This window comes from Geobacter pickeringii, from assembly GCF_000817955.1.
Lineage (GTDB): Bacteria > Desulfobacterota > Desulfuromonadia > Geobacterales > Geobacteraceae > Geobacter > Geobacter pickeringii.
This window is the reverse complement of sequence record NZ_CP009788.1, coordinates 2,649,990-2,673,855: the sequence shown is the minus strand read 5'-3', so window position 1 is coordinate 2,673,855 and position 23,866 is coordinate 2,649,990. Positions and strand designations below refer to the sequence as shown.

Below are 23,866 nucleotides of genomic sequence, written 5' to 3'. Positions count from 1 at the left end.
CCCCCCCTTTTTTTGTCCGAGAGGTGTCCCCCTGTCGCCCGGATCAGGAATCCTTGTTCGCGTCCCGGGAGCTCTTGCTCAGGTAGTCGATGAAATCGAGGTGCCGGTTGATGAAGGCGAGGTTATGCCGGCTTTCGTAGAGGAGGATTGCACAGGAAGCGAACAGGAAGAGCCCCCCCAGGAGGGCGATGGCGGTCGGAATCCAGCTGGTGGCCGCGGACCCGAAGGCGACGTTGAAGGCGATGCCGAGGCTCGACGCCACGAAGAGGCCGGTGGCGGTGTAGAGGGCGGCGAGGGAGCGCTGGATGAGGCGGGCGCGGATCCGCTGCCGCTGGAGTTGCTGCTCCAGGTAGGCGAACCGCTCTTCGGGGTAGGGGAGCTTGGCGGCGATGAGCCCTTCCAGCTCCGCCTTGTAGCTGTTGACCCGGTCGAAGATCCGCCCGAGGCGGGCCGCGGTGGAGAAGATGAGGGAACCGCAGGCGGAGATCAGCACCGCGGGGGTGATCATGGAGGTGAGGACCCGCGTGCTGGAGAGGGCTTCGAGGATTTCCTTTTCGTTGAGTGCCATGGCTGATACCTCGGGATTAATATTAGGACGTTTGCCAAAGGAAAAACGCTTTGGTACTATTTTGAAACCCAGTGATTGTCCGGATTTACGCTTCTCAGGGACGAGGAGGAGATATGAGATTCCTACGTAGGCTGGCGGTGCTCGGCTGGGCCGCACTGGCACTCGGTGCCTGCGGTGGAGGCGGCGGAAACGGAACCCCCGCGGCCCCTGCCCAGGCTCCCCCCACATCGCAGGCTCCCTCCGGGCCTGCCGTGGAACTGGCGGCACTTTCGGGGAGCGCGTATGTCCTGGCAGGGCATGCCCTGAAAAACGTCGGCGGGATGCAGGTCGACATCGCGTACGACCCGGCGAAGCTCGCCAACCCCCGCGTGACCCAGGGGGCGATGGTGACCGGAGGGGCGTTCGTCGTCAACACCAATCTCGCCGGAGAGGTCCGGATCGCCCTGGTCACGAGCCCTCCCCTGGCCGGCGACGGGACCCTTGCCACCCTGTCGTTCGACCAGGCGGCCGGCACCACCGGGGGGATCATGTCGGTGGCGGTGAGCGTCTATGACCAGAACGGCGCGGTGCTCCCCATCTCGATCATACCGCCGACCCCGTGACCGACCCCATTTTTTCCCTTTTCAGTGAAAACGGGGAAGCCGCCGGCTTCCCCGTTCCCGTCTCCGGGGGGCTCGCGCCCCTGTCCCCGAACCGTCAATCCCGGTAACGCCTCAGCAGGTCGCCGTATGCCTCGATCCGCCGGTCGCGCAGAAACGGCCAGATGCGGCGGACCGACTCGCTCCGCTCCATGTCCACCTCGGCGATGAGCAGTTCCTCCTGATCGTTGGAGGCCTGGGCGAGGATCTCCCCCTGAGGGCCGGCCACGAAGCTGGAGCCCCAGAACTGGGCCCCCGGCAGGATGCCGGAGGGGTCCGGTTCGTGCCCGACCCGGTTCACGCTCACCACCGGGATGCCGTTGGCGACGGCGTGGGCGCGCTGGATGGTGACCCATGCCTCCTTCTGGCGGATCTTCTCTTCGGCCACGTCGCGGGGGTCCCAGCCGATGGCGGTGGGGTAGACGAGGATCTCCGCGCCGGCCAGCGCCATGAGCCGTGCCGCTTCGGGGTACCACTGGTCCCAGCAGACGAGGACGCCGATCTTTCCCACCGAGGTCCGCACCGGCTCGAAACCGAGATCGCCGGGGGTGAAGTAGAACTTCTCGTAGTAGCCGGGATCGTCGGGGATGTGCATCTTGCGGTATTTCCCGGCAATGGAGCCGTCCTTCTCGAAGACCACCGCCGTGTTGTGATAGAGGCCCGGCGCCCGCTTCTCGAAGAGGGAGGAGACGAGCACCACGCCGAACTCCTTTGCCACGGAGCCGAGCAGCTCGGTGGTGGGGCTGGGGATCTCCTCGGCCAGGTCGAAATGGGCGGTATCCTCGTTCTGGCAGAAGTAGGGGCCGCAGTGGAGCTCCTGGAGCACCACGAGCCGCGCGCCGAGGACGCTGGCCTTGCGGATGTTCTCGATGCTCTTGGCGAGATTGAGATCCTTGTCGCTCGTGCAGCTCTGCTGGACAAGGCCGACGGTCACGGTTTTCATGGCGTTAATACTCCTTTGGGGATCTGCATGGTGACGCAATGGAGCGAACCGTGCTGGAGGACGAGGGGGCGGCAGTCGATGCCGATGATCTCGCGCCCCGGATATGCCTGGCCGACGGTCGCCAGTGCCGCTTCGTCGGCCGGGTCGTCGTAGGTCGGTACCAGCACGGCGCCGTTGATGACGAGGAAATTGGCGTAGGTGGCCGGGAGGCGGGTTCCCTCCTCGTCGAAGCAGGCCCGGGGCCAGGGAAGGGGGATGAGGCGGTACGGCTTCCCCTCCCGGGTCCGGAAACTCTTCAGCTCCTTCTCCATCAGGAAGAGGGGGGTGTAATGCTCGTCAGCGGCGTCGTCGCACCGGACGTAGACGATGGTGTCGTCCGGGGCGAGCCGGGCCAGGGTGTCGACGTGGGAATCGGTGTCGTCACCGGCCAGGTAGCCGTTTTCGAGCCAGAGGAGGTGCCCGGCGCCGAGCCGGGAGCGGAGGGCCTCCTCGATCTCGCCGCGGCAGAGGTGGGGGTTGCGGTTGGGGTGCAGGAGGCACTCGGCGGTGGTGAGGACCGTTCCTTCTCCGTCGCTCTCGATGCTCCCCCCTTCGAGGATGAGCCCCACAGTTTCGAGGGGGATCCCCCCGAAGGCGCCGTCGTGGAAGAGGCGCCGGGTGATGAGGTTGTCCCGGTCGGAGGCGAACTTCAACCCCCAGCCGTTGAATCCGTAGTCGAGGAGAACGGGTGCGCCGTCCCGTTTGATGGTGATGGGGCCGAAATCCCGCGCCCACGTGTCGTTGGAGGGGATCTCGAAGAGCCGTACCCGCTCCATCCGTGCGCCGACGGCGGTCAGGATGGCGGCGGTCCGTTCCGCGTCGGCGGCGACCACGAGGGCCGTTTCGAAGCGGGTGATCTCCTTGATGATCTGGGCGAAAACGATCTCCACCATCGGGAGCCAGGGGAGCCAATCGCTCTCTTCGTGGGGCCAGGCGAGGAGGACACCGTCCTGCTCCTCCCACTCGGCCGGTAGCCGTAGCGTCATTGCACATCCTTTGTGTCGGGTCTGTTCCAAACGCCAAATTCTATAAAAACCGGACGGAAAGTGCAATTTTCATTTTATTCACTCGGTGTGAGGAGGGATCTGCCCTCTCTCCCGCCGGAAGGAAGGGGCTAAAGTTTGCCCGCGATGGTCCGATAAGAATACCTGTGCAGATGAGAGTCGCACCGACGCGACGCTCCCTCCACTGCGGCAGTCACGGACGAAAGGAGTCATTCATATGGGGGCATGGAGCAATCTCAGGGTTCGCAGCAAACTACTCATCATGGCCGGCGGGTTCTGCCTGGCGCTCCTTCTGGTCGGCGCCATGGGGCTCCACGGCATGCGGAGCACCAGCAGCGGCATCTCCGAGTCGAATACGAGCATGAAGGATGTCTCGGTCCTGTCCGAGCTCAAGAACAATTTCCTCCAGATGCGGCTGTCGCTGGTCTACATGCTCGCCCTCACCGATCCGGCGAAGCAGGCTGCCAAGGCGCAGGAGTTCCAGAAGCGCTCCGAGATGGTGAAAAGCGACCTCGATACGTATCTGAAATCGAAACACGACGAGCTCGAAAAGGAAAAGATCGCCGCCTTCAAGGCGGGCTTCGAGGAATATGTGCCCCAGGGGAAAAAACTTGCCGAGCTGGCGACGGCGGCCGCCGTTTCCGGCTCCGCTGCGGCGCGGGCCGAGGCGGTGGCCTTTGCCACGGAGAAAGTTGCCCCGCTCTATGAAAAGCCGGCCCAGGCCGCCTCGTTCCTGGTGGACTACAACATCAAGCAGGCCGATGAGATGTACCAGGCCGACATGGCAGCGTATCGTCAGGCCTTCCTCATCACGGCGCTCATCGTGGGGGGGGCGATCATCCTGTCGCTGCTGGCCGGCACCGCCATCGCCGCCTCCATCAGCCGCCCCCTCAACGCGGTGCTCGATGTCCTCAACCGCGTCGCTTCCGGCGATCTGACCGCCCGGGCCGATATCACCACCCGCGACGAGATGGGGTGCCTTGCCCGCGACGTGAACATCACGGCGGACAAGATCAACGAGATCATCTCTCTGGTGGCCCAGAATGCCTCCCATGTCACCGCCGCCGCGACCCAGCTCCACGCCACAGCCATCCAGATGTCGACGGGAGCGGAGGAGGTGGCCCAGCAGGCGGCCACCGTCGCCACCGCCAGCGAGGAGATGGCCGCCACGTCGTCGGAGATCGCCCACAACTGCAGCGTGGCGGCCGAAAGCTCCCGCCATGCCAATGACCGGGCCGAAAGCGGTTCGACCGTGGTCAACGAGACCCTGTCGGTCATGAACCGGATCGCGGAGCGGGTCCGCTCCTCGGCCCAGACGGTGGAGAGCCTCGGCTCCCGCAGCGACCAGATCGGCGAGATCATCGGGACCATCGAGGATATTGCCGACCAGACGAACCTCCTGGCGCTGAACGCCGCCATCGAGGCGGCCCGGGCCGGGGAGCAGGGACGGGGCTTCGCCGTGGTCGCCGACGAGGTCCGTGCCCTTGCCGAGCGGACCACCAAGGCAACCAAGGAAATCGCCCAGATGATCAAGGCGATCCAGGGGGAAACCAAGGGGGCGGTCACCTCCATGGAGGAGGGGGTCAAGGAGGTTGAGACCGGGACGAGCGACGCCGCCCGCTCGGGGGAGGCTCTGGATGCGATCCTCCACCAGATCGGCAGCGTCACCCTCCAGGTGAGCCAGATCGCCACCGCCGCGGAGGAGCAGACCGCCACCACCGCCGAGATCAACAACAACATCCAGCAGATCACCGACGTCGTCCAGCACACGGCCCGGGGGGCCGAGGAGTCGGCCCAGGCCGCGGAGCAACTCGCCCGGCTGGCCGAAGACCTCCAGACGCTCGTCACCCAGTTCAAACTCGCGGCGTAACCTCCCTCCTCCCTTCTTCGCCCGCAACGGCCCGGCATTCGTGTCGGGCCGTTGTGCATCGTGCGGTTCCATATCAAAATAAAATCAAGTTTTTACCGATCACGCCGACAAGAATAAAGGATGCCGCGTGCCGCCGATACGATGCGGCGGAGGGCCCATTGCACCATAACGAACGGTATGGGAGGACTACTTGATGAAGATCGGCATCTCGACGCGGTTATACGGAATCGTGGGGCTCGCGCTGGCGGGGCTCGCCGCGGTCACGGCCATGTCCCTCTACTCACTTACCCACCAGATCGATGCCACCGAGGAGATCGTGAAGACCGACGAGACTCAGCTCGAGCAGGCCTTCATCGCCCGGGTGAACCTCGGAGAGGCGATACATGCATACAAAAACTATCTCCTCCGCAAGGACGACAAGTATGTGACCGGTTTCCGGGAGGCAGTAGGCGGGATGGAAAAGAATATCCGCGAGTACGAGCGGCTCTGCAATGCGGAAGACGAGCGTGCGGCGGTGCGCAAGGCCGCTGCCCTCTTCGAGACCTACCGTGGTTCCATTGATGAGCTGGTGACGGCCCGCCGGTCGAGCGACGATATCGCGGGGGTCGACCGGTCGGTCAAGGGGATTGATCGTCCCCTTGCCGTAGCCCTCGCGGAGATGGAGAAGCAGGCACGCAAGGATTATCTGGATAACCGTCGCGCCCTCGCCGTTGCCTCCGAACGGCTCCTGACGGTGCAGATAGTGGTTTCCCTGATTATCGGCCTGCTGGTGTCCGCCTTCGGCATTACAACCGGTCGCCGGATCGTGAAGCGGCTCGGCGTCGTTTCAGGGGCGATCAACCGGGTGGTGGAGAACGACCTGACGGCCCGCGTCGAAATCGACGGCAGCGATGAGCTGGGAGCCATGGGGAGCGACTTCAACCGGATGATGGAGAACATGGAGCGGATGATCAACTCCATCCAGGATGCGGTGCTGGAGCTTAGCCAGTCGGCCCGGCGGCTGAGCGTCAATGCCGAGCAGATCGCCACCGGCTCCGAGCAGATGGCCTCCCAGGCGGGAACGGTGGCGACGGCCAGCGAGGAGATGGCGGCGACCTCCATGGAGATCGCCCAGAACTGCACCATGGTGGCCCAGGGGGCGACGCTGGCCAGCAGCAGCGCCACCAACGGGGCGTCGGTGGTGCAGGAGACGGTGGGGGCCATGGAGCGGATCGCGGAGCGGGTCCGCAGCGCCGCCCAGACGGTGGAGAGCCTCGGCTCCCGCAGCGACCAGATCGGCGAGATCATCGGCACCATCGAGGATATCGCCGACCAGACGAACCTCCTGGCGCTGAACGCCGCCATCGAGGCGGCCCGGGCCGGCGAGCAGGGGCGCGGCTTCGCGGTGGTTGCCGACGAGGTGCGGGCGCTGGCCGAGCGGACCACCAAGGCGACCAAGGAGATCTCGACCATGATCAAAACGATCCAGACCGAGACCCGGGGAGCGGTCGCCTCCATGGAAGAAGGGGTGGCGGAGGTGGAGCGGGGGAGCGCGGATGCCGGCAGGTCGGGGGAGGCACTCCGGCAGATCCTCGACCAGGTCCGGGAGGTGAGTTCCCAGGTGGCCCAGATCGCCACCGCCGCCGAGCAGCAGACGGCGACCACCTCCGAGATCACCACCAATATCCAGCAGATCACCGAGGTGGTGGGGCACACCGCCCAAGAGGCCGGCGAAAGCGCCCAGGCGGCAACGGCCCTCTCGCGGCTGGCTGACGAACTGCAGACCGACGTGCGGCGCTTCAAGACCACCAACGGCGAACTCTTCATGCTCGATGTGGCCAAATCCGACCATGCCGCCTTTGTGGAGCGGATCGCGGACATCCTCAACGGCCGCGACCGGATGGATGCGGCCAAGGTCAGCACTCACCACACCTGCCGCTTCGGCACCTGGTACGATGCCGAGGGGGGAACGCTCTGCGGCCACCTGCCGAGCTTCCGGGCGATTGCCGGTCCCCACGAGCGGATCCACGCGGTGGCCCGGGAGGTGGTGGCGGCCGTCAACGGCGGCGACATGGCCCGCGCCGCGCAACTCTTCCCGCAGCTGAAGGAGCTTTCGCTGCAGATCGTGAAGCTCCTCTCCGACATCCGGCACGAGTTCGAGACCCACCGGTAGTGATTGAGCAGGGCGCCGCACTGGCTGATTCCTTGAGGGAACAGTGAGCCCGGGACGAGGGCCGGTCGAATCGACCGGCCCGTTCTTTTTCCCCGCCGATGGCGAAACGGCGGCAGCCCCCTTCGGGTAAGGGCATCCCCCGCCGCATCATTTGCCGGTTGCCGAATCCTTCCGATCCCGGTACGATGGCCCGATTGATACCCCACTTACCACCAATTCAAGGAGTTCCCATGCCCACTGCAACCGCCCGTCACATCCTCGTCTCCACCGAAGCCGAATGCCTGCAGCTCAAGGCCGAGATCGAAGCCGGCGCCGATTTCGCCGAAGTCGCCCGGAAACATTCCGCCTGCCCGTCGCGCATGCAGGGGGGCGATCTCGGCGCCTTCGTCCCCGGCCAGATGGTGAAGGAGTTCGATGAGGTCGTCTTCTCCGGCGAGGTCAATAAGGTGCTCGGTCCGGTCCGGACCCAGTTCGGCTATCATCTGATCGAGATCACCAGGCGCTGGTAGGGCGATTGAAAGGATTTACGAATATGACCGAACTCGACAAGGCGCTGGATACCCTGCGCCAGGACATGAGCGACGCCAAGAGCCAGTCGAAGTATTACGATCTCTTCCTCAACGCCACCTTCTTCGTTCCGACCCTCGACGAGAAGGCCCTTGAGGGGGCTGCCGGCGCCGCGCCGGAGGGAGGGGTGCTGCCGCTGGTCATCGAGGCGGAGGGGAACGACTACCTGATGCTCTTCGACACCAGGGAGCGGATGCATGCCTGGGCCGAGGCCGAGGTGCCGTGCGTGGAGGTGCCGGGGCACATCCTGGCCGCCACCAGCATGCCGCCGCTGCACTGGGCGCTGAACGTGGGGACCGACTACTCGAAGCAGTTTCTTCCCGATGAGATCGCCTGGCTCAGGGAGGTGGTGGAGCGCTGCAACGCCGAAGCCGCCAAGGCGGAGGGCGATGCTCCCCCGCCGACTGACGCCGCGTAAGGTGGGGACCCTTATCCTGCCGTGGAGCTCTGCGCGCGGACGTACAGGATCAGGCCGGCCATAGCCAGGGCGACCCCCGCCATGCCGGCCGCGCCGGGCAATGCGCCGTGGAGGAAGATGATTTCCCCCAGGAGCGAGAAGATCACCTCCATTGACTGGGTCGAGTCGACCGCGGCAAGTTCGTAAGAGGTCGTGGCGTGGTGGCGGGCGTGGAGGAAGAGGCTCGTGGCGATGACCCCGGCGAAAACGGCGACAAGGGCGGTTTTGAGCAGTTGCCCCGCCGTGGGTGGCGGCGGGGCCGTCGCCAGCACCAGCACGACCCAGAAGGGGAGCGATCCGAGCACCATCAGCAGCAGGCGCCCGACGCTGTTCTCCATGACGGGATCATGGATGACGGGGATGCGGGGGGATTTCCCGTGCCGCGCTTCCCACACCAGCTGGTTGCCGAAGGGGTAGGCGAACGCGGCCCCGAGGACCGGCAGCGTTCCGAGGAGGATCTTTCCGAGGGGGGCCGCGCCGGCCTGTTCGAGGGTAACCAGTACGATGCCGGCGAAGATGAGGGCGGAAAACAGCATGCCCCGTGCCGGTACCCGTCTGCCGAAGAGACAGAGGACAACCGGCGTGGCGAGGATCGTTGCCTGCCACGTGGTTGCAACCACCCACCCCGGCGCGAAGGATGCGCTGTAGGTGATGAGGGCGTAGAACACCCCGAAACCGATGCTTCCCGCCGTTGTCCAGAAGAGCCAGTGCCTGCGGAATATGCGCAACGCGCCGCTCAGCACGCCTCCCTGCCGTGTCAGGAGCAGCCAGAGGCAGATCATGAGCAGCATGTAGGCGTACCGCAGGCTGGCGGTCCATACCCAGTCCCCTTCCTGCAGGCTCATCGCCCGGTTGAGAATAAACGTACTGCTGAAGAAGAATGCCGACAGTATGCCGATCGAAATAAGGCGGGTCATGACGGTTCCGGCTCGCCCCGTCGTCGTGGGGCAGGGGGATTGCCCGGCACCATGGTGTGGCGGGGGTCCCTGACTGTAGGGGAAATGGAGTTCACCGGCAAGTTATTTGTGCCGCTTCCGTCCGCCGCAGGCGGCATGGTGTCTCTCGCCCGCTCCGGCACCTGACTTTCCGCGGATTTCTGCTACAGTGCAAGGGGGGACGATGGCGCCCGTCGGTCCGTGTGTGCGGCGCCCCGGAAAGGAGGAGTCATGAGGAGGATCGGTTTGCTGGCCATTTCGCTTGCGGCGGCCCTGCTGGGGGGGTGCGCCTTTGTCGACGTCCCGCTGATGAAGGCGCCGCAGCCCCTGGCGGAGCAGGTGCTGGAGGGGAAAGGGTCGAAAAAAGTGCTGATCGTCGACATCAGCGGCACCATCGGCGAGCAGGCGCGGGGGGGAGGGCTCCTCGGCCGGGGGACCCCTTCCACGGTCTCCCTGGTGCGGGAGGCGCTGCAGAAGGCGGAGAACGACCCGAAGGTGGCCGCCCTGATCCTGCGGATCAATTCCCCGGGGGGGACGGTCACGGCCAGCGACATCATCCGCCACGATCTCACGGCGTTCAGGAAGCGCCGGAACCTCCCGGTCTCCGCCTGCATCATGGGGATCGGCGCGTCGGGAGGGTATTACGTCGCCACCGCCGCCGACGAGATCACCGCCCATCCCACGGCCGTCACCGGCAGCATCGGGGTCCTGCTCATGACCTTCAACGTCGAGGGCCTGCTGGGGAAGATCGGCGTGGAGGAGAAGACCATCAAGTCGGGGGAGAAGAAGGACCTCCTCTCGCCGTTCCGCCGGGCCACCCCGGACGAGGAGCGGCTGGTGCAGGGGATCATCGACCAGTTCCATGGCCGCTTCGTCGAGATGATCCAGGAGCGCCCCGGCAACCGGATTCCCCGGGAAGAGTTGCTGAAGCTGGCTGACGGCCGCATCTTTTCCGCCGCCGACGCCCTGAAGTTCGGGCTGATCGACCGGGTCGGCTATCTGGACGACGTCATCGCCTCCCTGCGCCAGCGGATCGGCGATCCCGCCGCCCGGGTGGTGACCTACTTCCGGCCCGGCGGCTATAAGGGGAGCATCTACGCCGGAACGGCCGACGACCCCTCCCTGGCGGAGCGCCTGGGGGGATGGGATGCGGCCGGCGGCGGGGAATTCATGTACCTCTGGAAGCCGTAGCCCGCAGCACGGCCCCGGGGATGCCGCGGTGCCGCCGCTCGGGAGCATCGCCCCGGGGGAATCAAGTTGCCCGGGCGACGCGGTCCCCCTTGTCGACCCGGACGCCTCTCTTCCGCGTGCCCGCCTACTCGGCTCTGAGCGACGCCATATCGATGGAGAAGCGGTACTTCACATCGGATTTGAGCAGTCTCTCGTAGGCTTCGTTGATCCTCTGGATGGGGATGACTTCCACATCGGCGGTGATGGCGTGCTGGCCGCAGAAGTCGAGCATCTCCTGGGTCTCGGCGATGCCGCCGATGATCGAGCCGGAGATGGTGCGGCGTCCGAACAGAAGCGCGAAGGCAGAGACCTCGAGGGGCTTCTCCGGTGCGCCGACCAGGGTGATGGTGCCGTCACGGCCGAGCATGGTGAGGTAGGCGTTGATGTCGTGCTCGGCGGCAATGGTGTCGAGGATGAAATCGAACGTGCCGGCGTGCTGCTGCATCTCCGCCGCATCGGTGGAGATGATGACCTCGTGGGCCCCCAGGCGAAGGGCATCCTCCCTCTTGCCCGGCGAGGTGGTGAAGACCACGACGTGGGCGCCGAAGGCCCGGGCGAACTTTACCCCCATGTGCCCGAGCCCGCCGAGGCCAACCACGCCGACCTTCTTCCCCGTTATGTCGCCCCAGCGGCGGATCGGCGAGTAGGTCGTGATCCCGGCGCAGAGCAGCGGCGCGACTCCGGCCAGGTCGAGGGTGGCGGGGACGTGCAGCACGAAGCGTTCATCGACCACGATGCTCTCGGAGTAGCCGCCGTAGGTGACCCCCCCCAGATGCGTGTCCGGCGAGTTGTAGGTGAAGGTGGCATTCTGGCAGAACTGCTCCAGGTCGGCCTGACAGCTGGGGCAGGTGTGGTCCGAATCGACCATGCAGCCGACGCCGACAAGGTCGCCCGGCTTGAATTTCGTGACCGCGGAACCGACCGCGGTGACCCGCCCGACGATCTCGTGCCCCGGCACGCAGGGGTAGACCGTGGGCATGACGCTGTTCCACTCGTCCCGCACCGTGTGGAGGTCCGAGTGGCAGATGCCGCAGAAGATGATCTCGATCTGCACGTCGCGGTCGGTGGCGTCCCGGCGCGGGATGGTGTCGAGGGCCAGCGGCGCGGTGGCGCTGGCGGCGGAATAGGCTTTGGCTTTATACATGGATTGTTCTCCTGTTTTGGCTTCGTGTTGTCAGCGTCCGGTCAACTGCTCCAGCTTCTCCGGATAGCGGTTGCCGTGCACGGTGATCCGGGCGGCGGCGCGGTCGATCTCACGGAGATCGTCGGCGGTTAGTTTGACGGCCAGCGCGTCAATGTTCTCGTCCAGGCGCTCCAGTCTCGTGGTTCCCGGAATCGGCACGATCCACGGCTTCTGGGCCAGCAGCCACGCGAGGGCGATCTGGGCCGGTGTCGCGTTCTTCTCGGCGGCGATCCTCCCCAGCAACTCAACGAGGGCCTGGTTCGCCTTCAGCGCCTCTGGCGCGAAGCGGGGGAGGGTGCTGCGGAAGTCGGTGTTGTCGAAGGTCGCTTTCTCGCCGATCGTGCCGGTGAGGAACCCCTTCCCCAGCGGGCTGTAGGGAACGAGGCCGATTCCCAGCTCCTCCAGCGTCTGCAGCAGTCCCTCTTCCGGGCGCCGGAACCAGAGCGAGTACTCGTTCTGCACGCAGGCCACCGGCTGTACGGCATGCGCGCGACGGACCGTCTCTATGCCCGCCTCGGAAAGCCCGAAGTGCTTCACCTTCCCTTCCTGGATCAGCTCCTTCACCGCTCCCGCCACCTCCTCGATCGGTACCTCCGGATCGACCCGGTGCTGGTAGAAGAGATCGATGACCTCGGTTCTGAGTCGCCTGAGGGAGGCCTCGGCCACCTCCTTGATGTGCTCCGGCCGGCTGTTGAGAACCGGCATCCCCCCCGTCATCCCTCGCGGGTCCTTGCCGGGACTGGTATCGAACCCGAACTTGGTGGCGATCACCACCCGGTCCCGCAGCGGGGCGAGCGCCTCGCCGACCAGCTCCTCGTTGGTGAACGGGCCGTAGACCTCCGCCGTGTCGAAGAAGGTGATTCCCCGCTCCACTGCAGTGCGCAGCAGCGAGATCATCTCCTGCCTGTCTTTGGGGGGGCCGTAGGAAAAGCTCATCCCCATGCAGCCAAGCCCGAGGGCCGAGACTTCCAGGCCGCTATCTCCCAATGTACGTGTTTGCATTGCTCTCTCCTTTCACCTGTTCATAACTTCCGTACCGGTCTTCCTGATGATGGTAACGTACTCCTGAAGCGTCGGGAATCGGTAGACCAATCCTGTCGAATTGTTGCCCGATCGTACGAATCATTGGCTAAAGATTGTAACGCAGGGTGGGGTGAGTGGTGTCTGTGTTGATGGGATGTGCTTGAAAAAAGGAGGTTGTGCAGGCGATTGACGGCGTCGGGTTTCGATTTGTCTTCGCGGTATCGGATGAGGAAATTGCCCGATGGACCGGACGTGATGGACAGGTTGCAACCGCAGTCACGGGCTGGGCGCTCTTTCGGCGGGACGAACCGACTGGGCCGGCCGGCGGCAGGTACGAAGCGGGTATCTGTCGGGCCCACGGGGAGGGTTGTCAATGTCTGCTGACTTGCTAGTATAGTGATTGTTGCCCGGTACCGAATAACCGCGGTATTGCAAATACGACCGATCAGGACGCGAATCCTGAACCGGCAAGGAGCTACTGAATGCACGAAACATTACCGGCGATCTTCCTCGGACACGGGAATCCCCTGAACGCTCTTGCCGACAACAGCTACACCCGTGCCTGGCGGCGCATCGGAGAGCAGACACCACGGCCGAGGGCCATTCTGGCGATTTCCGCCCACTGGTACGTGCCGGGAACAGGCGTCACCATAAACGCGACGCCGCGGACCATCCACGATTTCGGCGGCTTTCCCCAGGAGCTGTACCAGGTGCAGTACCCCGCCCCCGGCGACCCGGCACTGGCCCGCAGGGTGCAGGACATGCTGGCCCCTCTGCCGGTCGCGCTCGACGATTCGTGGGGGCTCGATCACGGGACCTGGGCCGTGCTCTGCCACGCGTATCCTGACGCCGACATCCCGGTGGTGCAGCTGAGTATCGACAAGACGCGGCCCGCCTCCTTTCATTTCGAGGTGGGGCGACGGCTCGCGCCGCTGCGCGACGAAGGGATCCTGGTCGTGGGGAGCGGCAACCTCGTCCACAATCTTCACGCATATGCATGGGGGCGGCACGCAGCCGATCCCTATGACTGGGCGGTCCGCTTCGAAGCGAAGGCGAAGGAGCTGCTGCTTGCCGGCGAGTACCAGCCGCTCATCGATTACGAGACGCTCGGTGAGGATGCGATGCTTGCCATTCCGACCCCCGACCACTATCTGCCGTTGCTCTACGTCATCGCCATGAGAAGGGAGCGCGATGCGGTGACGTTCCCGGTCGCAGGGGTCGATGGGGGCTCCATATCGATGCTTGCCGTGCAGGTGGGGTAGGGGAGCCTGCGGCGGCCACCGACGAGCGATCCCCGGGAAAACCAGGGGAGGTACCGATGAGAACCGAGAGGATCACCTTTTCCAACGCGCAGGGCCAGCGGCTTGCGGCCCGTCTGGAGCTCCCCGAAGGCGGACCGCCGCTGGCCTACGCCCTCTTTGCCCACTGCTTCACCTGCTCCAAGGAGCTGACTGCCGCGGTACAGATCACCCGCACCCTGGGCAGCCGGCGCATCGCCGTGCTCCGTTTCGACTTTACCGGACTTGGCGAGAGCGAGGGGGAATTCGCCGCAACGACGTTTTCCTCCGAGGTCAGCGACCTTGTGGCGGCAGCCCGGTTCCTGGAGCGGGAATACCAGCCTCCGCGGCTGCTGATCGGCCACTCCCTGGGGGGGATGGCGGTGCTGGCCGCGGCGGCGGAGATCCCCTCGACGCAAGCCATCGTCACCATCGCGGCGCCGGCCCGGCCCGGCCAACTGCGGGGGCTGCTCGGCGAAGACGCGACCCGGATCGAGCAGAAGGGGGAGGCCTCGGTCAACATCGGTGGCCGCGCGTTCATCATCCGCAAGAGCCTGCTGGATGACCTGGAAGCCCAGCACCCCCTTGAGGCGCTGCGCCGGCTCAGGGTCGCGCTCCTGGTGATGCACTCTCCCCGCGACCGGGTCGTGGCGATCGACAACGCCACCGCCATCTACCAGGCCGCGTTCCACCCCAAAAGCTTCATCTCCCTCGACCCGGCGGACCATCTCCTCTCCGACGGCAGGGACTCCCGTTACGCCGGCGAGATGATCGCCGCCTGGGCCGGCCGCTATCTGGCGCCCCCCGAGTCGCCGGTCCCTTCCCCCCACCCCCCGGAGGCAATGGACGGACGGCTGACGGCGCGTACCGGGACCGAAGGATTCCGCACCGACCTGTCCGTCAGCGGCTTCAGTCTCGTGGCTGACGAGCCGGTGGAGGAGGGGGGCGGCAACCAGGGCCCCTCTCCCTACGACTACCTGCTGGCCGCCCTCGGCGCCTGCACGGGGATGACGCTCCAGATGTACGCCCGCCGCAAGGGGTGGCCCCTGGAGGAGGCGGTCGTGCGGCTCTCCCAGGAGAAGATCCACGCCGAGGACTGCCGCGACTGCGACGAAAAGGATCGCCGCATCGACCGGTTCGAACGCGAGCTGGAACTGCGCGGGCAGCTGGATGAGACGCAGCGGCAGCGCCTGCTGGAGATCGCCGGGCACTGTCCGGTTCATCGCACCCTGACGGGGGAGGTGCAGATCGTGACCACCCTGCGGCCGGATTCCCCGTCCTGAAACAGGGCGCGGACTCCGGCCCGGGGCTAGCCGATGCGGGTTTTACGGCGTGAACACCAGGAAAGGATCAATGAATGAATGCCACGTTGTCGTGCAGTGAACTGATGCGGCGCATGGGAGCCGGCGCGGTGGTGGTCGATGTGATGACGCCGGAAGAGTACGCCGCCGGGCATCTGGCCGGTGCCAGGAATGCCTGCATCTACGAGATTGTTTTTCTCGACCGCATCGCCGAACAGGTCCCCGACCGGGATACCGACCTGATCGTCTATGATGCCACCGGCACCACCAGAGCGGCCGACCTGGCACGGGAGCGGCTGCTTCAGGCAGGGTACACCAGAGTTTCCGTGCTTGCCGGTGGCCTTACGGCGTGGCGCGACGCGGGCCTGCCGCTGGAGGGGGGTGAGCCCTTCGTGGCCGGGCCGGAGCTCCGGGACGGCAGCTACCGGATCGACACGGAACAAAGCACGCTGGAGTGGATCGGCCGCAACCTCAGCAAGCGTCACCATGGCCGCATCGCCATCCAGGCAGGAGAGCTGGCCGTTGCCGGAGGGAGAGTGTCGGCAGGGAACATCGTGCTGGATATGGCCACGATTTCCTGTCTCGATCTGCAGGATCCGGTCTGGAATGCCATGCTGATCCGGCATCTGAAATCCGATGACTTTTTCGCGGTCGACCGCTTTCCGACCGCTTCGTTCACGCTGACCCGGTGGGAAGCGCGGATTGGGGCCTCGCCGGAAGCGCCCCAGGGGATTGTTACCGGCGACCTGACCATCAAGGACGTGACCCGGCCGGTCAGCTTCCCGGCCATAGTCGCTCCGCAACAGGATGGCGGCATCAAGGCCCATGGGGCCTTCGACATCGACCGTACCCTCTGGAACGTCTGCTACGGGTCGTGCCGGTTGTACGAACATCTCGGCATGCATCTGGTGCATGACACCATCAGCCTGGAGTTGTTTGTCGTGGCGCTCAGATCGTGATTTCAGCGGAATGGAAGATCAAAATTCGTCGTCGATCGGCAGGTGACGACGGACAATAAAAAAACCCCGCTATTTCTAGCGGGGTTGCGGGTTTAACCAGCCGTGGCTGGATTGTGTCTGGCGGAAGCGCATGGGAATCGAACCCACCGGGGAGTTTTCTCAACCCCCCCACCGGTTTTGAAGACCGGGCGGCCCACCAGCGACCGACGCGCTTCCGTGAAGTGGGATGTTGAACAGGCTTTGCTGAAGAGAGCGTAACGTTCAATACATAGTATATTCATGGCGACAATACAACCCCCTTTTCCCGCAACGCGGCGAACGGGTTAGTTGTTTCTTGATGAAATGTGTGTGAAGTGCTATCAATGCTCCTATTGTCGTGCTGCTGCGTTCGAAGGACGGTGCCAGGCCTGTCCAACCTGTTTTCCGGAGGAGTCATGTCGAGATTGAGAATCAGATGGATCGGTGGGTTTTGCCTGTTTCTCTGCTGTATGACGTCCGCTGCAGTGGCGGCGTCCAAGGATGCGGGGCGGGAGGAGAATCCCGAAGCGGCAATCCGGAAGCTCTTTCCGAGGCTGCCGGTGTCGAGCGTGAAGAAGACCGATATCGACGGGTTCTACGAGGTGGTGGCCGACGGCAATGTGATTTACGTGCACCTCAAGACCGGCCACCTGTTCGTGGGGGATCTCTACGCCAGGGACGGGAAGAACCTGACGGCGGAGGCGCGCAACCGCTTCGCCGCCGAACGTCTGAGCGTTCTGACCGAAGCCGACAAGGAGAAGGCGGTGAAGGTGGGCAACGGCAAGCACGTGGTGATCGAGATTACCGATCCCGACTGCCCCTTCTGCCGCAAGATGCATGAATACTGGGCCAAGCGTCCGGACGTGACCCGGTACGTCTTCTTCCTCCCGTTGAGCATCCATCCCGACGCGGAAAAGAAGGCGCGCTACATCCTGGCCGCCGAGAACAAGGAGCTTGCCCTCTGGGAGGCTTACTCCGGGGAGCTCGACAACAACCGGGAGAAGCTCTCGAAATCATACGACGACAAGGGTCTCCTGGCGGCGCACCGCGCCGTGGTCACCAAGCTTGGGGTGCAGTCCACCCCTGTCTTCTGGGTCGACGGCAAGTATGTGAGCGGCGCCAATATCCCCCTGGTGGAGAGCATCATCGGCAAATGCAAGCTTGCGGAGGGAACCAAGCCGGGAGCTGCGGCCGCCTGCGAGGACGAAGGGCAGAAGAAGTGACGCAGGGGCGGGAGAGCCGGTCGTGATCCCGATCAAGGATTTCAACCCGACGCGGCGCTTTCCCGTCATCAGTGTCGCGTTCATCGCCCTCAATATTGCGGTCTTTTTCTATGACCGGCTGACCGGTCACTTCGAGCCGATGCTGATCGAGACGGCGCGGGGAGTCGTCCGGACGAAGGCGTTCGTCGGGGGGCTCTCCGCGCATTTCTCGTTGGTGCCGGCAACCCTCACCTCGCTCCCTCTCCTCGCCTGGCCGACCATCTTCACCTCCATGTTCCTCCACGGGAACTGGCTGCACATCGGCTCAAACATGCTCTACCTCTGGATCTTCGGCAATAATGTGGAGGATGTGCTGGGGCGGTTCCGCTTCATCCTCTTCTACTTTGCCTGTGGTGCCGCGGCCGCCATTGCCCAGGTGTTGAGCGCGCCGCAGTCGGATATCCCCATGGTCGGTGCCAGTGGCGCGGTGGCCGGCGTGATGGGGGCCTATCTCGTCCTCTTCCCCCGGGCGCGGATCCTAACGCTGGTCCCGATTCTGTTCTTCTTCACGTTCATCGAGGTGCCGGCCTTTGTGATCATCGGCTGGTGGGCGCTGATCCAGTTTCTGAACGCGAGCTGGCTCGGCGGCGGTGAGCTCCAGCGGGGCGGGGTCGCCTATTTCGCCCACCTCGGCGGCTTCGTGACGGGGATGGTGTTGCTCATGCTGACGGGGGCGCAGGGAGGGGGGCGCTCTTACCGGCGCAGGTAGGTCTTTCCGGCAAGGGGCGCCTCGAAGTCCTGGAATCGCGGCGTGCCGAAGGGGCCTTCTTCGGCGAGGCGGTAGCGGTAGAAAAACCGGATTTTTTCAGCGACGCTCCCCGGAGTGATGGGAATCGTCAGGGAAAAGGGGGCGGTTTCGTCGAGGGAAAGCTGGCCCGGGATGATGAAATAGCTCTTTTCCCCGACCTCTCTGCCGCTGGCATCGAGGAGGGTGACGGTCAGCTCCAGGTCGCGGAGATAGTAGTAACTGGTGTTGACGACGGTGCCGTCGATCGCCACCTTCCCCGCGGAGGGGGTGACTTTCCAGGAAACGGTCAGGTCGTAGTATGATACCCGGTTCGGGAAGACCTCTGCGGGGGGCAGGGATGCTGCGCAGCCCGCAAGGAGGGTGAGGAGCGCCATGAGCCGTGCAATGGTTCCGAGCATGGGGAGGTTCCTCCGTAGGTATCCGGGACTCTCATCTTCCGGAAAAGTGTAGCACACGCGATGCGATCCGCCTATTCGGCGATGCACGGAGTTGACAAGGGGCCGGGCAGAGGGGAGAATTTGCAGCGTGAATGATATGGTTTCGAAGGGGACGCCGGCGAAAACCGTCATCCCTGGGGAGGAATGCTTTTGAGCACCATCTGGCTCGATGTCCTGATTATTATCGTTCTTATCATTGCGAACGGCTTTTTTGCCGCGGCGGAGCTGGCGATCATCTCCGCGCGCAAGAGCCGGATCGCGCAGCTCGTCGCATCCGGTAACGATAAGGCGAAGATCGTTGAAAAACTCCAGGACGATCCCCACCGCTTCCTCGCCACCGTGCAGGTGGGAATGACCCTGGTCGGTTCCACCGCCTCGGCCCTCGGTGGAGCGGTGGCGGTCGACTCTCTCCGCCCGCTCCTCCAGGCGGTTCCCATCGAACTGGTTCGCAACGCGGCCGGCCCGCTTTCCCTCGGTATCGCCGTCGTGGTCGTCTCCTATTTCCTCCTGGTCCTCGGGGAGCTGGTTCCCAAGACGCTCGGCCTCCAGTACGCCGATGCCCTTTCGCTGCGGGCGGCCAAGCCGATTACCATCCTTGCCCGGGCCGGCGTGCTGGTGGTGGGGGTGCTCACCATGTCGAGCAAGGCGGTGCTGGCGCTCATGGGGATCAAGGCGGAGGGGAGTCAGGACTTCGTCACCCGCGAGGAGGTCCAGCACATCGTGGCCGAGGGGCACGAGGCCGGCGTCTTCAGCGCCACGGAGCAGGAGTTCATCCGCAACATCTTCGACTTCACCCATACCTGCGTCAGGGAGGTGATGGTCCCCCGCACCCGCATGGTTGCCCTCGATCTGGCCCGCCCCCGGGAGGAACTGGTGACGGCGGTGCTGGATAACATGTACTCCCGCTATCCCGTCTACCGCGGGAGCATCGAGAATGTGGCGGGATTCATCCACGGCAAGGACCTCCTCGGCCGCACGGTCACCGACCCCGGCTTTGACCTCGAAACGATCATCCGGCCGCCGTTCTACGTCCCCGAGGGGAAGAAGGTGAACGAGCTCCTGAAGGAGATGCAGCGCAAGCGGATCCATATGGCGCTGGTGGTGGACGAGTACGGCGGGATCAGCGGCCTCGTCACCACTGAGGACCTTCTGGAGGAGCTGGTGGGTGAGATCGAGGACGAACACGACATCGGCGAGCTCGGGAGCGTTCAACGGCTTCCCGACGGCAGCCTCCTGGTGGATGCCCTCGTCTCCATCAGCGACCTGGCCGAGCAGCTTGAGGTGAAGCTCGACGAGGACCTCCCCTACGACACCCTTGCCGGCCTCATTCTCGACACCCTCGGGCGGTTCCCGGAGAAGGGGGAGGAGGTGGCGTGGGATCACTTCACCCTGATCTGCGAAGAGGTGAAAGCCACCGCCATCGTCAAGGTGAGGATCATCGAGCGGACCCCGGCGGCGGAAGAGGGAGAGCAGCCCGAAGGATAGCGAAGGAAGAGCGGCGACCGTTCCTTGCGGTGGATCAGGCCCGGTGCGATGCCCGGGCCTTTTTGCTGCCGATGGTGATGGAGGTGATGACGGAGATGGCGAGCACCCCCACAATGGTCCCGAGGGAGAAGCCGATGGGGATGGGGTAGATGTCCGCCAGGAGCATCTTCGCCCCGACGTAGACCAGAATCACCGAGACGCCGAGTTTCAGGTAGACGAACATCTCCATGACGTTGGCGAGGAGATAGTAGAGGGAGCGCAGCCCCATGATGGCGAAGACGTTGGACGTGTAGACGATGAACGGGTCCCGGCTCACCGCCAGCACCGCCGGGATCGAATCGACGGCGAAGATCAGGTCGCTCGACTCCACCATGACGAGCGTCAGAAAGAGCGGCGTGGCGGCCGTTATCCCCCCTTTCCGGATGAAGAAGCGGTCGTCGCGGATCCGCTTGGTGATCGGCACGAACCTCCGCACGAGCCGCACCAGGTAGTTCTTCTCCGGCTCGATATGATTCTCCCCCCCGAAGGCCATCTTGAACCCCGTCACCACCAGGATTGCACCGAAGAGATAGACGATCCAGTGGAATCGCTCGATAAGCCCGATGCCGGCCATGATGAAGACCGCCCGCATGGCGAGGGCGCCGAGAATGCCCCACTTGAGAATCTTCGGCTGGTGGATCTTCGTGATGCGGAAGAAGGCGAAGATCATGATGAAGACGAAGAGGTTGTCCACCGACAGGGATTGCTCGATGAGGTAGCCGGTGAAGAACTCCAGCGCCTTGGTCGGCCCCATCTCGAAATAGATCCAGACGTTAAACGCCAGGGCCAGCGACACCCAGACGACGGTCCAGGCGAGGGCCTCGCGGAATCTGATTTCGTGGCTTTTGCGGTTGAAGAGCCCCAGGTCGATGACGAACATCACGAGGATGAGCGCCCCGAACCCGAGCCACATCATGGTTTGCACGGGCATGGATCCCTCCGGGGAAGTTGGGTGGGGGCACGGCGGTGTCCCCCCGGAGCGTATCAGAAGTTCCGGTGGTACGCCATTGCCTCGAGCCGGGCGATCCGCTCTTCCATCGGCGGGTGGGTCGAGAAGAGATTGAGCAGCGATCCGCCGGTGAGCGGGTTGACGATGAAGAGGTGGGCCGAGGCGGGGGAGGCCTCCTGCATCGGGATCATCTGCGAAGCGCTGTGGAGCTTGCGCAGCGCATTGGCCAGCGCCAGGGGGTTGCCGCAGATGCGCGCCCCCGATTCGTCGGCCAGGTACTCGCGGGAGCGGGAGACCGCCATCTGGATCAGCATCGCCGCAATCGGTGCGATGATGGCCATGGCGAGCCCGCCGATCATGCCGCCGGCCCCTTCGTCGTCGTCGCTGCGGCCGCCGCCGAACATGGCGGCCCACTGGAGCATGTGGCCAAGCATGGAGATGGCGCCGGCGAAGGTTGCCGCGATGGTGGAGACCAGGATGTCGCGGTTCTTCACGTGGGAGAGCTCGTGGGCCATGACCCCCTCGAGCTCTTCGAGGGAGAGGATGCGGAGGATTCCCTCGGTGGCCGCCACCGCCGCGTGGCTCGGGTTGCGGCCGGTGGCAAAGGCGTTGGGGCTGTCGGAGGGGATCACGTAGACCTTTGGCATCGGCAGCCCGGCGTTCACGGTGAGACGCCGCACCATGCCGTAGAACTGCGGGTTCTCCGCCTCGGTGATCTCCCGTGCTCCGTACATGGAGAGGACGATCTTGTCCGAGAACCAGTAGGAGAAGAAGTTCATGGCACAGGCCATGAAAAAGGCATAGACCATTCCGGACCTGCCGCCGATGGCGCTCCCCATGGCAACCATGAGGAGGGTGAGAAGGGTGAGGAGAAGGGTGGTTTTGAGTCGGTTCATCATGGGATGGTACCTCCGGTGTGTACCGCCCGCCGGTCCGGTAGCGACGGCGGGGTGAGAGTGATGCGCCGGGGCAAATAAAAAAGACCTTTACCCACGGCGAGACGGCGCCTTGGGTAAAGGTCTTGCATGCTTCGACGGTCGGTCGGAAGCCCCTGGCCCGGGTGTTGCCACCGTGGTGACGGGCGTCGGGTCGGCCTTGTGGGTGGCCGATTGCTACTCCCCTTTAACATGACTTATAGTAATGATCGCCGTCGGCAGTGTCAAGGGGTTCGTTGCGGCGCGGCGCCCCCCTTGCATTTTGGCGGCACTTCCCGTACTATCCCGAGGTTTTCCCGGGAGGATTCATGGATTCGACAGTTTTTTTCACCACCTTCGGACTGATTTTCCTCGCGGAGCTCGGCGACAAGACTCAGCTTACCGCCATGGCCCTCGCCACCCGGTATCCGTGGAAGAGGGTGTTTCTCGGCATTGCCGCGGCTTTCGCCCTCCTCAACCTGGGGGCGGTACTCGTGGGCAAGCTCCTCTTCACCATCCTGCCGCTGTTCTGGATCAAGGCCGTCTCCGGAGGGCTCTTCCTCTATTTCGGCGTCACTACGCTGCGAAGTGCCGGGGATGATGGCGGGGAGGAGGGCCGTGCCACCGCCCGGGGGCCGGTGATGACGTCGTTTCTCATGATCCTGCTGGCGGAACTGGGGGACAAGACCCAGCTCGTCACCACCAGCCTGGCGGCCCAGTATGCCTCCTCATCCGCCGTCTTCACCGGCTCGACCCTGGCCCTCTGGCTGGTCTCGCTCCTCGGTATTTTCCTCGGAAAGCAGCTCGTCCGCTTCGTCCCCCTCTCGGTAATCCACCGGGTTGCGGGGTTCCTCTTCCTCGGCTTCGGCGCCGCGGTCCTCTATCAGGCCTATGCCGGCCAGTGACCGGTTGCGTTTTTCTCCCCGGGGCAATACAATGGTGTTTTGCGGAAGAATTGCCCGGCAGAGAGCCTGATGTCCGATCGCTACGTTGAAAAATCCTTCCTCTATCTCCTTGCGTTCTCGCTGCTGCTCCACGTCGCCCTCTTTGCTGCCTTCATTTTCCTGCCGGAACGGAAGGTGGAGGTCCGGCAGGAACCGGTGATGATCGATCTGGAGGACCTCCCCGACCTGAAAGAGACGCCGGCGCCAACCGAACGTCCGGCCAGGCGCCAGGCCGAACGGCGAGAGCGGGTTCAGCGGGAGATGGCGCCGAAAGGGGAGCGGGAGCAGGATCGTTTCGCCTTCCAGCCGTCACGCCCCGTCCCGGCTCCCCGGCAACCGGCGGCGTCTCCCCAGCGCCTCCCCCCGTCGCAGCGGGGGGGGGAAGCGGGGCCGCCGTCTGCCACGGGAAGGGGGGGGGATATTCCGGTGCGCGAGGCGCCGCAAGGGGGAGGGGTTCTGAAGCCGCGGGGAGCGCAGCTGCCCGAGATGGCGCAACTGATGCCCAACGCCCAGCGGATGGCGAAGCTGGAGGAAGGCTACCGGAAGAAGTACAGCGCCGAGGTGGCGGAGGGGGATACGAAGTTCCTCGATACCGACGACATCCAGTTCGGCTCGTTTCTGCACCGGTTCGAGAACTCGATTTACGGGGTCTGGCGTTATCCGCAGGAGGCGGCGCGCCTCGGCGTCGAAGGGGTGACGCCGGTGAAGATAACCTTCAACAATCGGGGGGAGATCGAAAAATTCGAGATCCTGCAGAGCTCGGGGAGCAGAATCCTCGACGGCGAGGTCGAGCGGACCCTCCGGCTGGTGGGGCCCGTGGGGCCGTTCCCCAAAGGGTACACCAAGGACAAGTTCAATCTCATCGCCTTCTTCCAGTACGGCATCGTCCGCGGCTCGAGCCGCGGCACCCTCCACTGATCCCCC

The 23,866-nt window shown here is 64.6% G+C and carries 23 protein-coding genes and 1 tRNA gene; 14 read left to right on the top strand and 10 right to left on the bottom strand.

The genetic code is table 11. The features are described from left to right. Positions 1 to 43: 43 nt before the first annotated feature. Positions 44 to 568 (bottom strand): DUF2721 domain-containing protein, encoded by a 525-nt coding sequence (locus tag GPICK_RS12050; protein WP_039743530.1) that lies wholly within the window; start codon positions 566 to 568, stop codon positions 44 to 46. Between the two features lie 113 nt (positions 569 to 681). Here GPICK_RS12050 and GPICK_RS12045 point away from each other — a divergent pair, with 113 nt between their 5' ends. Further along, on the top strand, positions 682 to 1,170 hold the full coding sequence (locus GPICK_RS12045) for a cohesin domain-containing protein (protein WP_084201432.1): 489 nt from the start codon (positions 682 to 684) through the stop codon (positions 1,168 to 1,170). A 94-nt stretch (positions 1,171 to 1,264) separates the two neighbouring features. Here GPICK_RS12045 and GPICK_RS12040 read toward each other — a convergent pair whose 3' ends face one another. Continuing rightward, positions 1,265 to 2,149: a carbon-nitrogen hydrolase gene (locus GPICK_RS12040; RefSeq protein ID WP_039743527.1), complete on the bottom strand. Its 885-nt coding sequence runs from the start codon at positions 2,147 to 2,149 to the stop codon at positions 1,265 to 1,267. Continuing rightward, positions 2,146 to 3,174, bottom strand: coding sequence for an agmatine deiminase family protein (locus GPICK_RS12035; protein WP_039743524.1), 1,029 nt, complete (start codon positions 3,172 to 3,174; stop codon positions 2,146 to 2,148). Before GPICK_RS12035 ends, GPICK_RS12040 begins: the two co-directional genes overlap by 4 nt. Positions 3,175 to 3,409: 235 nt before the next feature. Here GPICK_RS12035 and GPICK_RS12030 point away from each other — a divergent pair, with 235 nt between their 5' ends. The 4 genes from GPICK_RS12030 (at position 3,410) to GPICK_RS12015 (ending at position 8,199) form a co-directional block, all read left to right on the top strand. Next, on the top strand, positions 3,410 to 5,062 hold the full coding sequence (locus tag GPICK_RS12030; protein WP_039743523.1) for a methyl-accepting chemotaxis protein: 1,653 nt from the start codon (positions 3,410 to 3,412) through the stop codon (positions 5,060 to 5,062). A gap of 193 nt (positions 5,063 to 5,255) precedes the next feature. After that, a complete protein-coding gene (locus GPICK_RS12025; protein ID WP_144400092.1) occupies positions 5,256 to 7,214 on the top strand; it encodes a methyl-accepting chemotaxis protein in 1,959 nt (652 codons plus the stop codon). 230 nt (positions 7,215 to 7,444) lie between these two features. After that, positions 7,445 to 7,723 carry a peptidylprolyl isomerase gene (locus tag GPICK_RS12020; protein WP_039743521.1) on the top strand — a complete coding sequence of 93 codons (279 nt, stop codon included), beginning with the start codon at positions 7,445 to 7,447 and terminating at the stop codon, positions 7,721 to 7,723. Positions 7,724 to 7,746: 23 nt separating this feature from the next. After that, complete coding sequence (locus tag GPICK_RS12015) at positions 7,747 to 8,199, top strand: SseB family protein (RefSeq protein WP_039743519.1); 453 nt, start codon at positions 7,747 to 7,749, stop codon at positions 8,197 to 8,199. Positions 8,200 to 8,210: 11 nt separating this feature from the next. Here the strand turns inward: GPICK_RS12015 and GPICK_RS12010 are convergent, their stop codons facing one another. Further along, a complete protein-coding gene (locus GPICK_RS12010) occupies positions 8,211 to 9,155 on the bottom strand; it encodes a DMT family transporter (RefSeq protein ID WP_039743518.1) in 945 nt (314 codons plus the stop codon). A 249-nt stretch (positions 9,156 to 9,404) separates the two neighbouring features. Between GPICK_RS12010 and sppA the strand changes: the two genes are divergently transcribed. Next, on the top strand, positions 9,405 to 10,364 hold the full coding sequence (gene sppA, locus GPICK_RS12005; RefSeq protein ID WP_039743516.1) for a signal peptide peptidase SppA: 960 nt from the start codon (positions 9,405 to 9,407) through the stop codon (positions 10,362 to 10,364). Positions 10,365 to 10,488: 124 nt separating this feature from the next. On the opposite strand, the gene GPICK_RS12000 is transcribed toward sppA, so the two are convergent. Both GPICK_RS12000 and GPICK_RS11995 read right to left on the bottom strand, forming a co-directional pair. Beyond that, positions 10,489 to 11,547: an NAD(P)-dependent alcohol dehydrogenase gene (locus GPICK_RS12000; protein WP_039743513.1), complete on the bottom strand. Its 1,059-nt coding sequence runs from the start codon at positions 11,545 to 11,547 to the stop codon at positions 10,489 to 10,491. Between the two features lie 30 nt (positions 11,548 to 11,577). Beyond that, positions 11,578 to 12,588, bottom strand: a complete 1,011-nt coding sequence (locus GPICK_RS11995) for an aldo/keto reductase (protein ID WP_039743511.1) — start codon at positions 12,586 to 12,588, stop codon at positions 11,578 to 11,580. 503 nt (positions 12,589 to 13,091) lie between these two features. Between GPICK_RS11995 and ygiD the strand changes: the two genes are divergently transcribed. From ygiD to GPICK_RS11980, 3 genes are all read left to right on the top strand, one after another. Further along, the gene (gene ygiD / locus GPICK_RS11990; protein WP_039743509.1) at positions 13,092 to 13,871 is read left to right on the top strand and encodes a 4,5-DOPA-extradiol-dioxygenase; all 780 of its coding nucleotides are present in this window, start codon (positions 13,092 to 13,094) and stop codon (positions 13,869 to 13,871) included. A 56-nt stretch (positions 13,872 to 13,927) separates the two neighbouring features. Then, positions 13,928 to 15,169, top strand: coding sequence for a bifunctional alpha/beta hydrolase/OsmC family protein (locus tag GPICK_RS11985; protein WP_039743507.1), 1,242 nt, complete (start codon positions 13,928 to 13,930; stop codon positions 15,167 to 15,169). A 74-nt stretch (positions 15,170 to 15,243) separates the two neighbouring features. Continuing rightward, positions 15,244 to 16,146 carry a YceI family protein gene (locus GPICK_RS11980; RefSeq protein ID WP_052263419.1) on the top strand — a complete coding sequence of 301 codons (903 nt, stop codon included), beginning with the start codon at positions 15,244 to 15,246 and terminating at the stop codon, positions 16,144 to 16,146. A 118-nt stretch (positions 16,147 to 16,264) separates the two neighbouring features. On the opposite strand, the gene GPICK_RS11975 is transcribed toward GPICK_RS11980, so the two are convergent. Then, positions 16,265 to 16,362 (bottom strand) — tRNA-Sec (locus GPICK_RS11975). Positions 16,363 to 16,634: 272 nt separating this feature from the next. On the opposite strand from GPICK_RS11975, the gene GPICK_RS11970 reads away from it, so the two are divergent. After that, positions 16,635 to 17,387, top strand: a complete 753-nt coding sequence (locus GPICK_RS11970; RefSeq protein ID WP_236685554.1) for a DsbC family protein — start codon at positions 16,635 to 16,637, stop codon at positions 17,385 to 17,387. A gap of 22 nt (positions 17,388 to 17,409) precedes the next feature. Further along, positions 17,410 to 18,135: a rhomboid family intramembrane serine protease gene (locus GPICK_RS11965; protein WP_039743501.1), complete on the top strand. Its 726-nt coding sequence runs from the start codon at positions 17,410 to 17,412 to the stop codon at positions 18,133 to 18,135. On the opposite strand, the gene GPICK_RS11960 is transcribed toward GPICK_RS11965, so the two are convergent. Beyond that, positions 18,120 to 18,572 carry an FxLYD domain-containing protein gene (locus tag GPICK_RS11960; protein WP_039743500.1) on the bottom strand — a complete coding sequence of 151 codons (453 nt, stop codon included), beginning with the start codon at positions 18,570 to 18,572 and terminating at the stop codon, positions 18,120 to 18,122. The genes GPICK_RS11965 and GPICK_RS11960 overlap by 16 nt on opposite strands. 183 nt (positions 18,573 to 18,755) lie before the next feature. Between GPICK_RS11960 and GPICK_RS11955 the strand changes: the two genes are divergently transcribed. Continuing rightward, on the top strand, positions 18,756 to 20,096 hold the full coding sequence (locus GPICK_RS11955) for a hemolysin family protein (RefSeq protein ID WP_084201431.1): 1,341 nt from the start codon (positions 18,756 to 18,758) through the stop codon (positions 20,094 to 20,096). A gap of 34 nt (positions 20,097 to 20,130) precedes the next feature. Here GPICK_RS11955 and GPICK_RS11950 read toward each other — a convergent pair whose 3' ends face one another. After that, the gene (locus GPICK_RS11950) at positions 20,131 to 21,066 is read right to left on the bottom strand and encodes a TerC family protein (protein ID WP_039743496.1); all 936 of its coding nucleotides are present in this window, start codon (positions 21,064 to 21,066) and stop codon (positions 20,131 to 20,133) included. A 53-nt stretch (positions 21,067 to 21,119) separates the two neighbouring features. Next, positions 21,120 to 21,980 carry a zinc metalloprotease HtpX gene (gene htpX / locus GPICK_RS11945; RefSeq protein WP_179944525.1) on the bottom strand — a complete coding sequence of 287 codons (861 nt, stop codon included), beginning with the start codon at positions 21,978 to 21,980 and terminating at the stop codon, positions 21,120 to 21,122. Between the two features lie 347 nt (positions 21,981 to 22,327). On the opposite strand from htpX, the gene GPICK_RS11940 reads away from it, so the two are divergent. Then, positions 22,328 to 22,903 carry a TMEM165/GDT1 family protein gene (locus tag GPICK_RS11940; RefSeq protein WP_039745715.1) on the top strand — a complete coding sequence of 192 codons (576 nt, stop codon included), beginning with the start codon at positions 22,328 to 22,330 and terminating at the stop codon, positions 22,901 to 22,903. 69 nt (positions 22,904 to 22,972) lie between these two features. Next, the gene (locus GPICK_RS11935; protein ID WP_039743494.1) at positions 22,973 to 23,860 is read left to right on the top strand and encodes a TonB family protein; all 888 of its coding nucleotides are present in this window, start codon (positions 22,973 to 22,975) and stop codon (positions 23,858 to 23,860) included. Positions 23,861 to 23,866 lie beyond the last annotated feature (6 nt).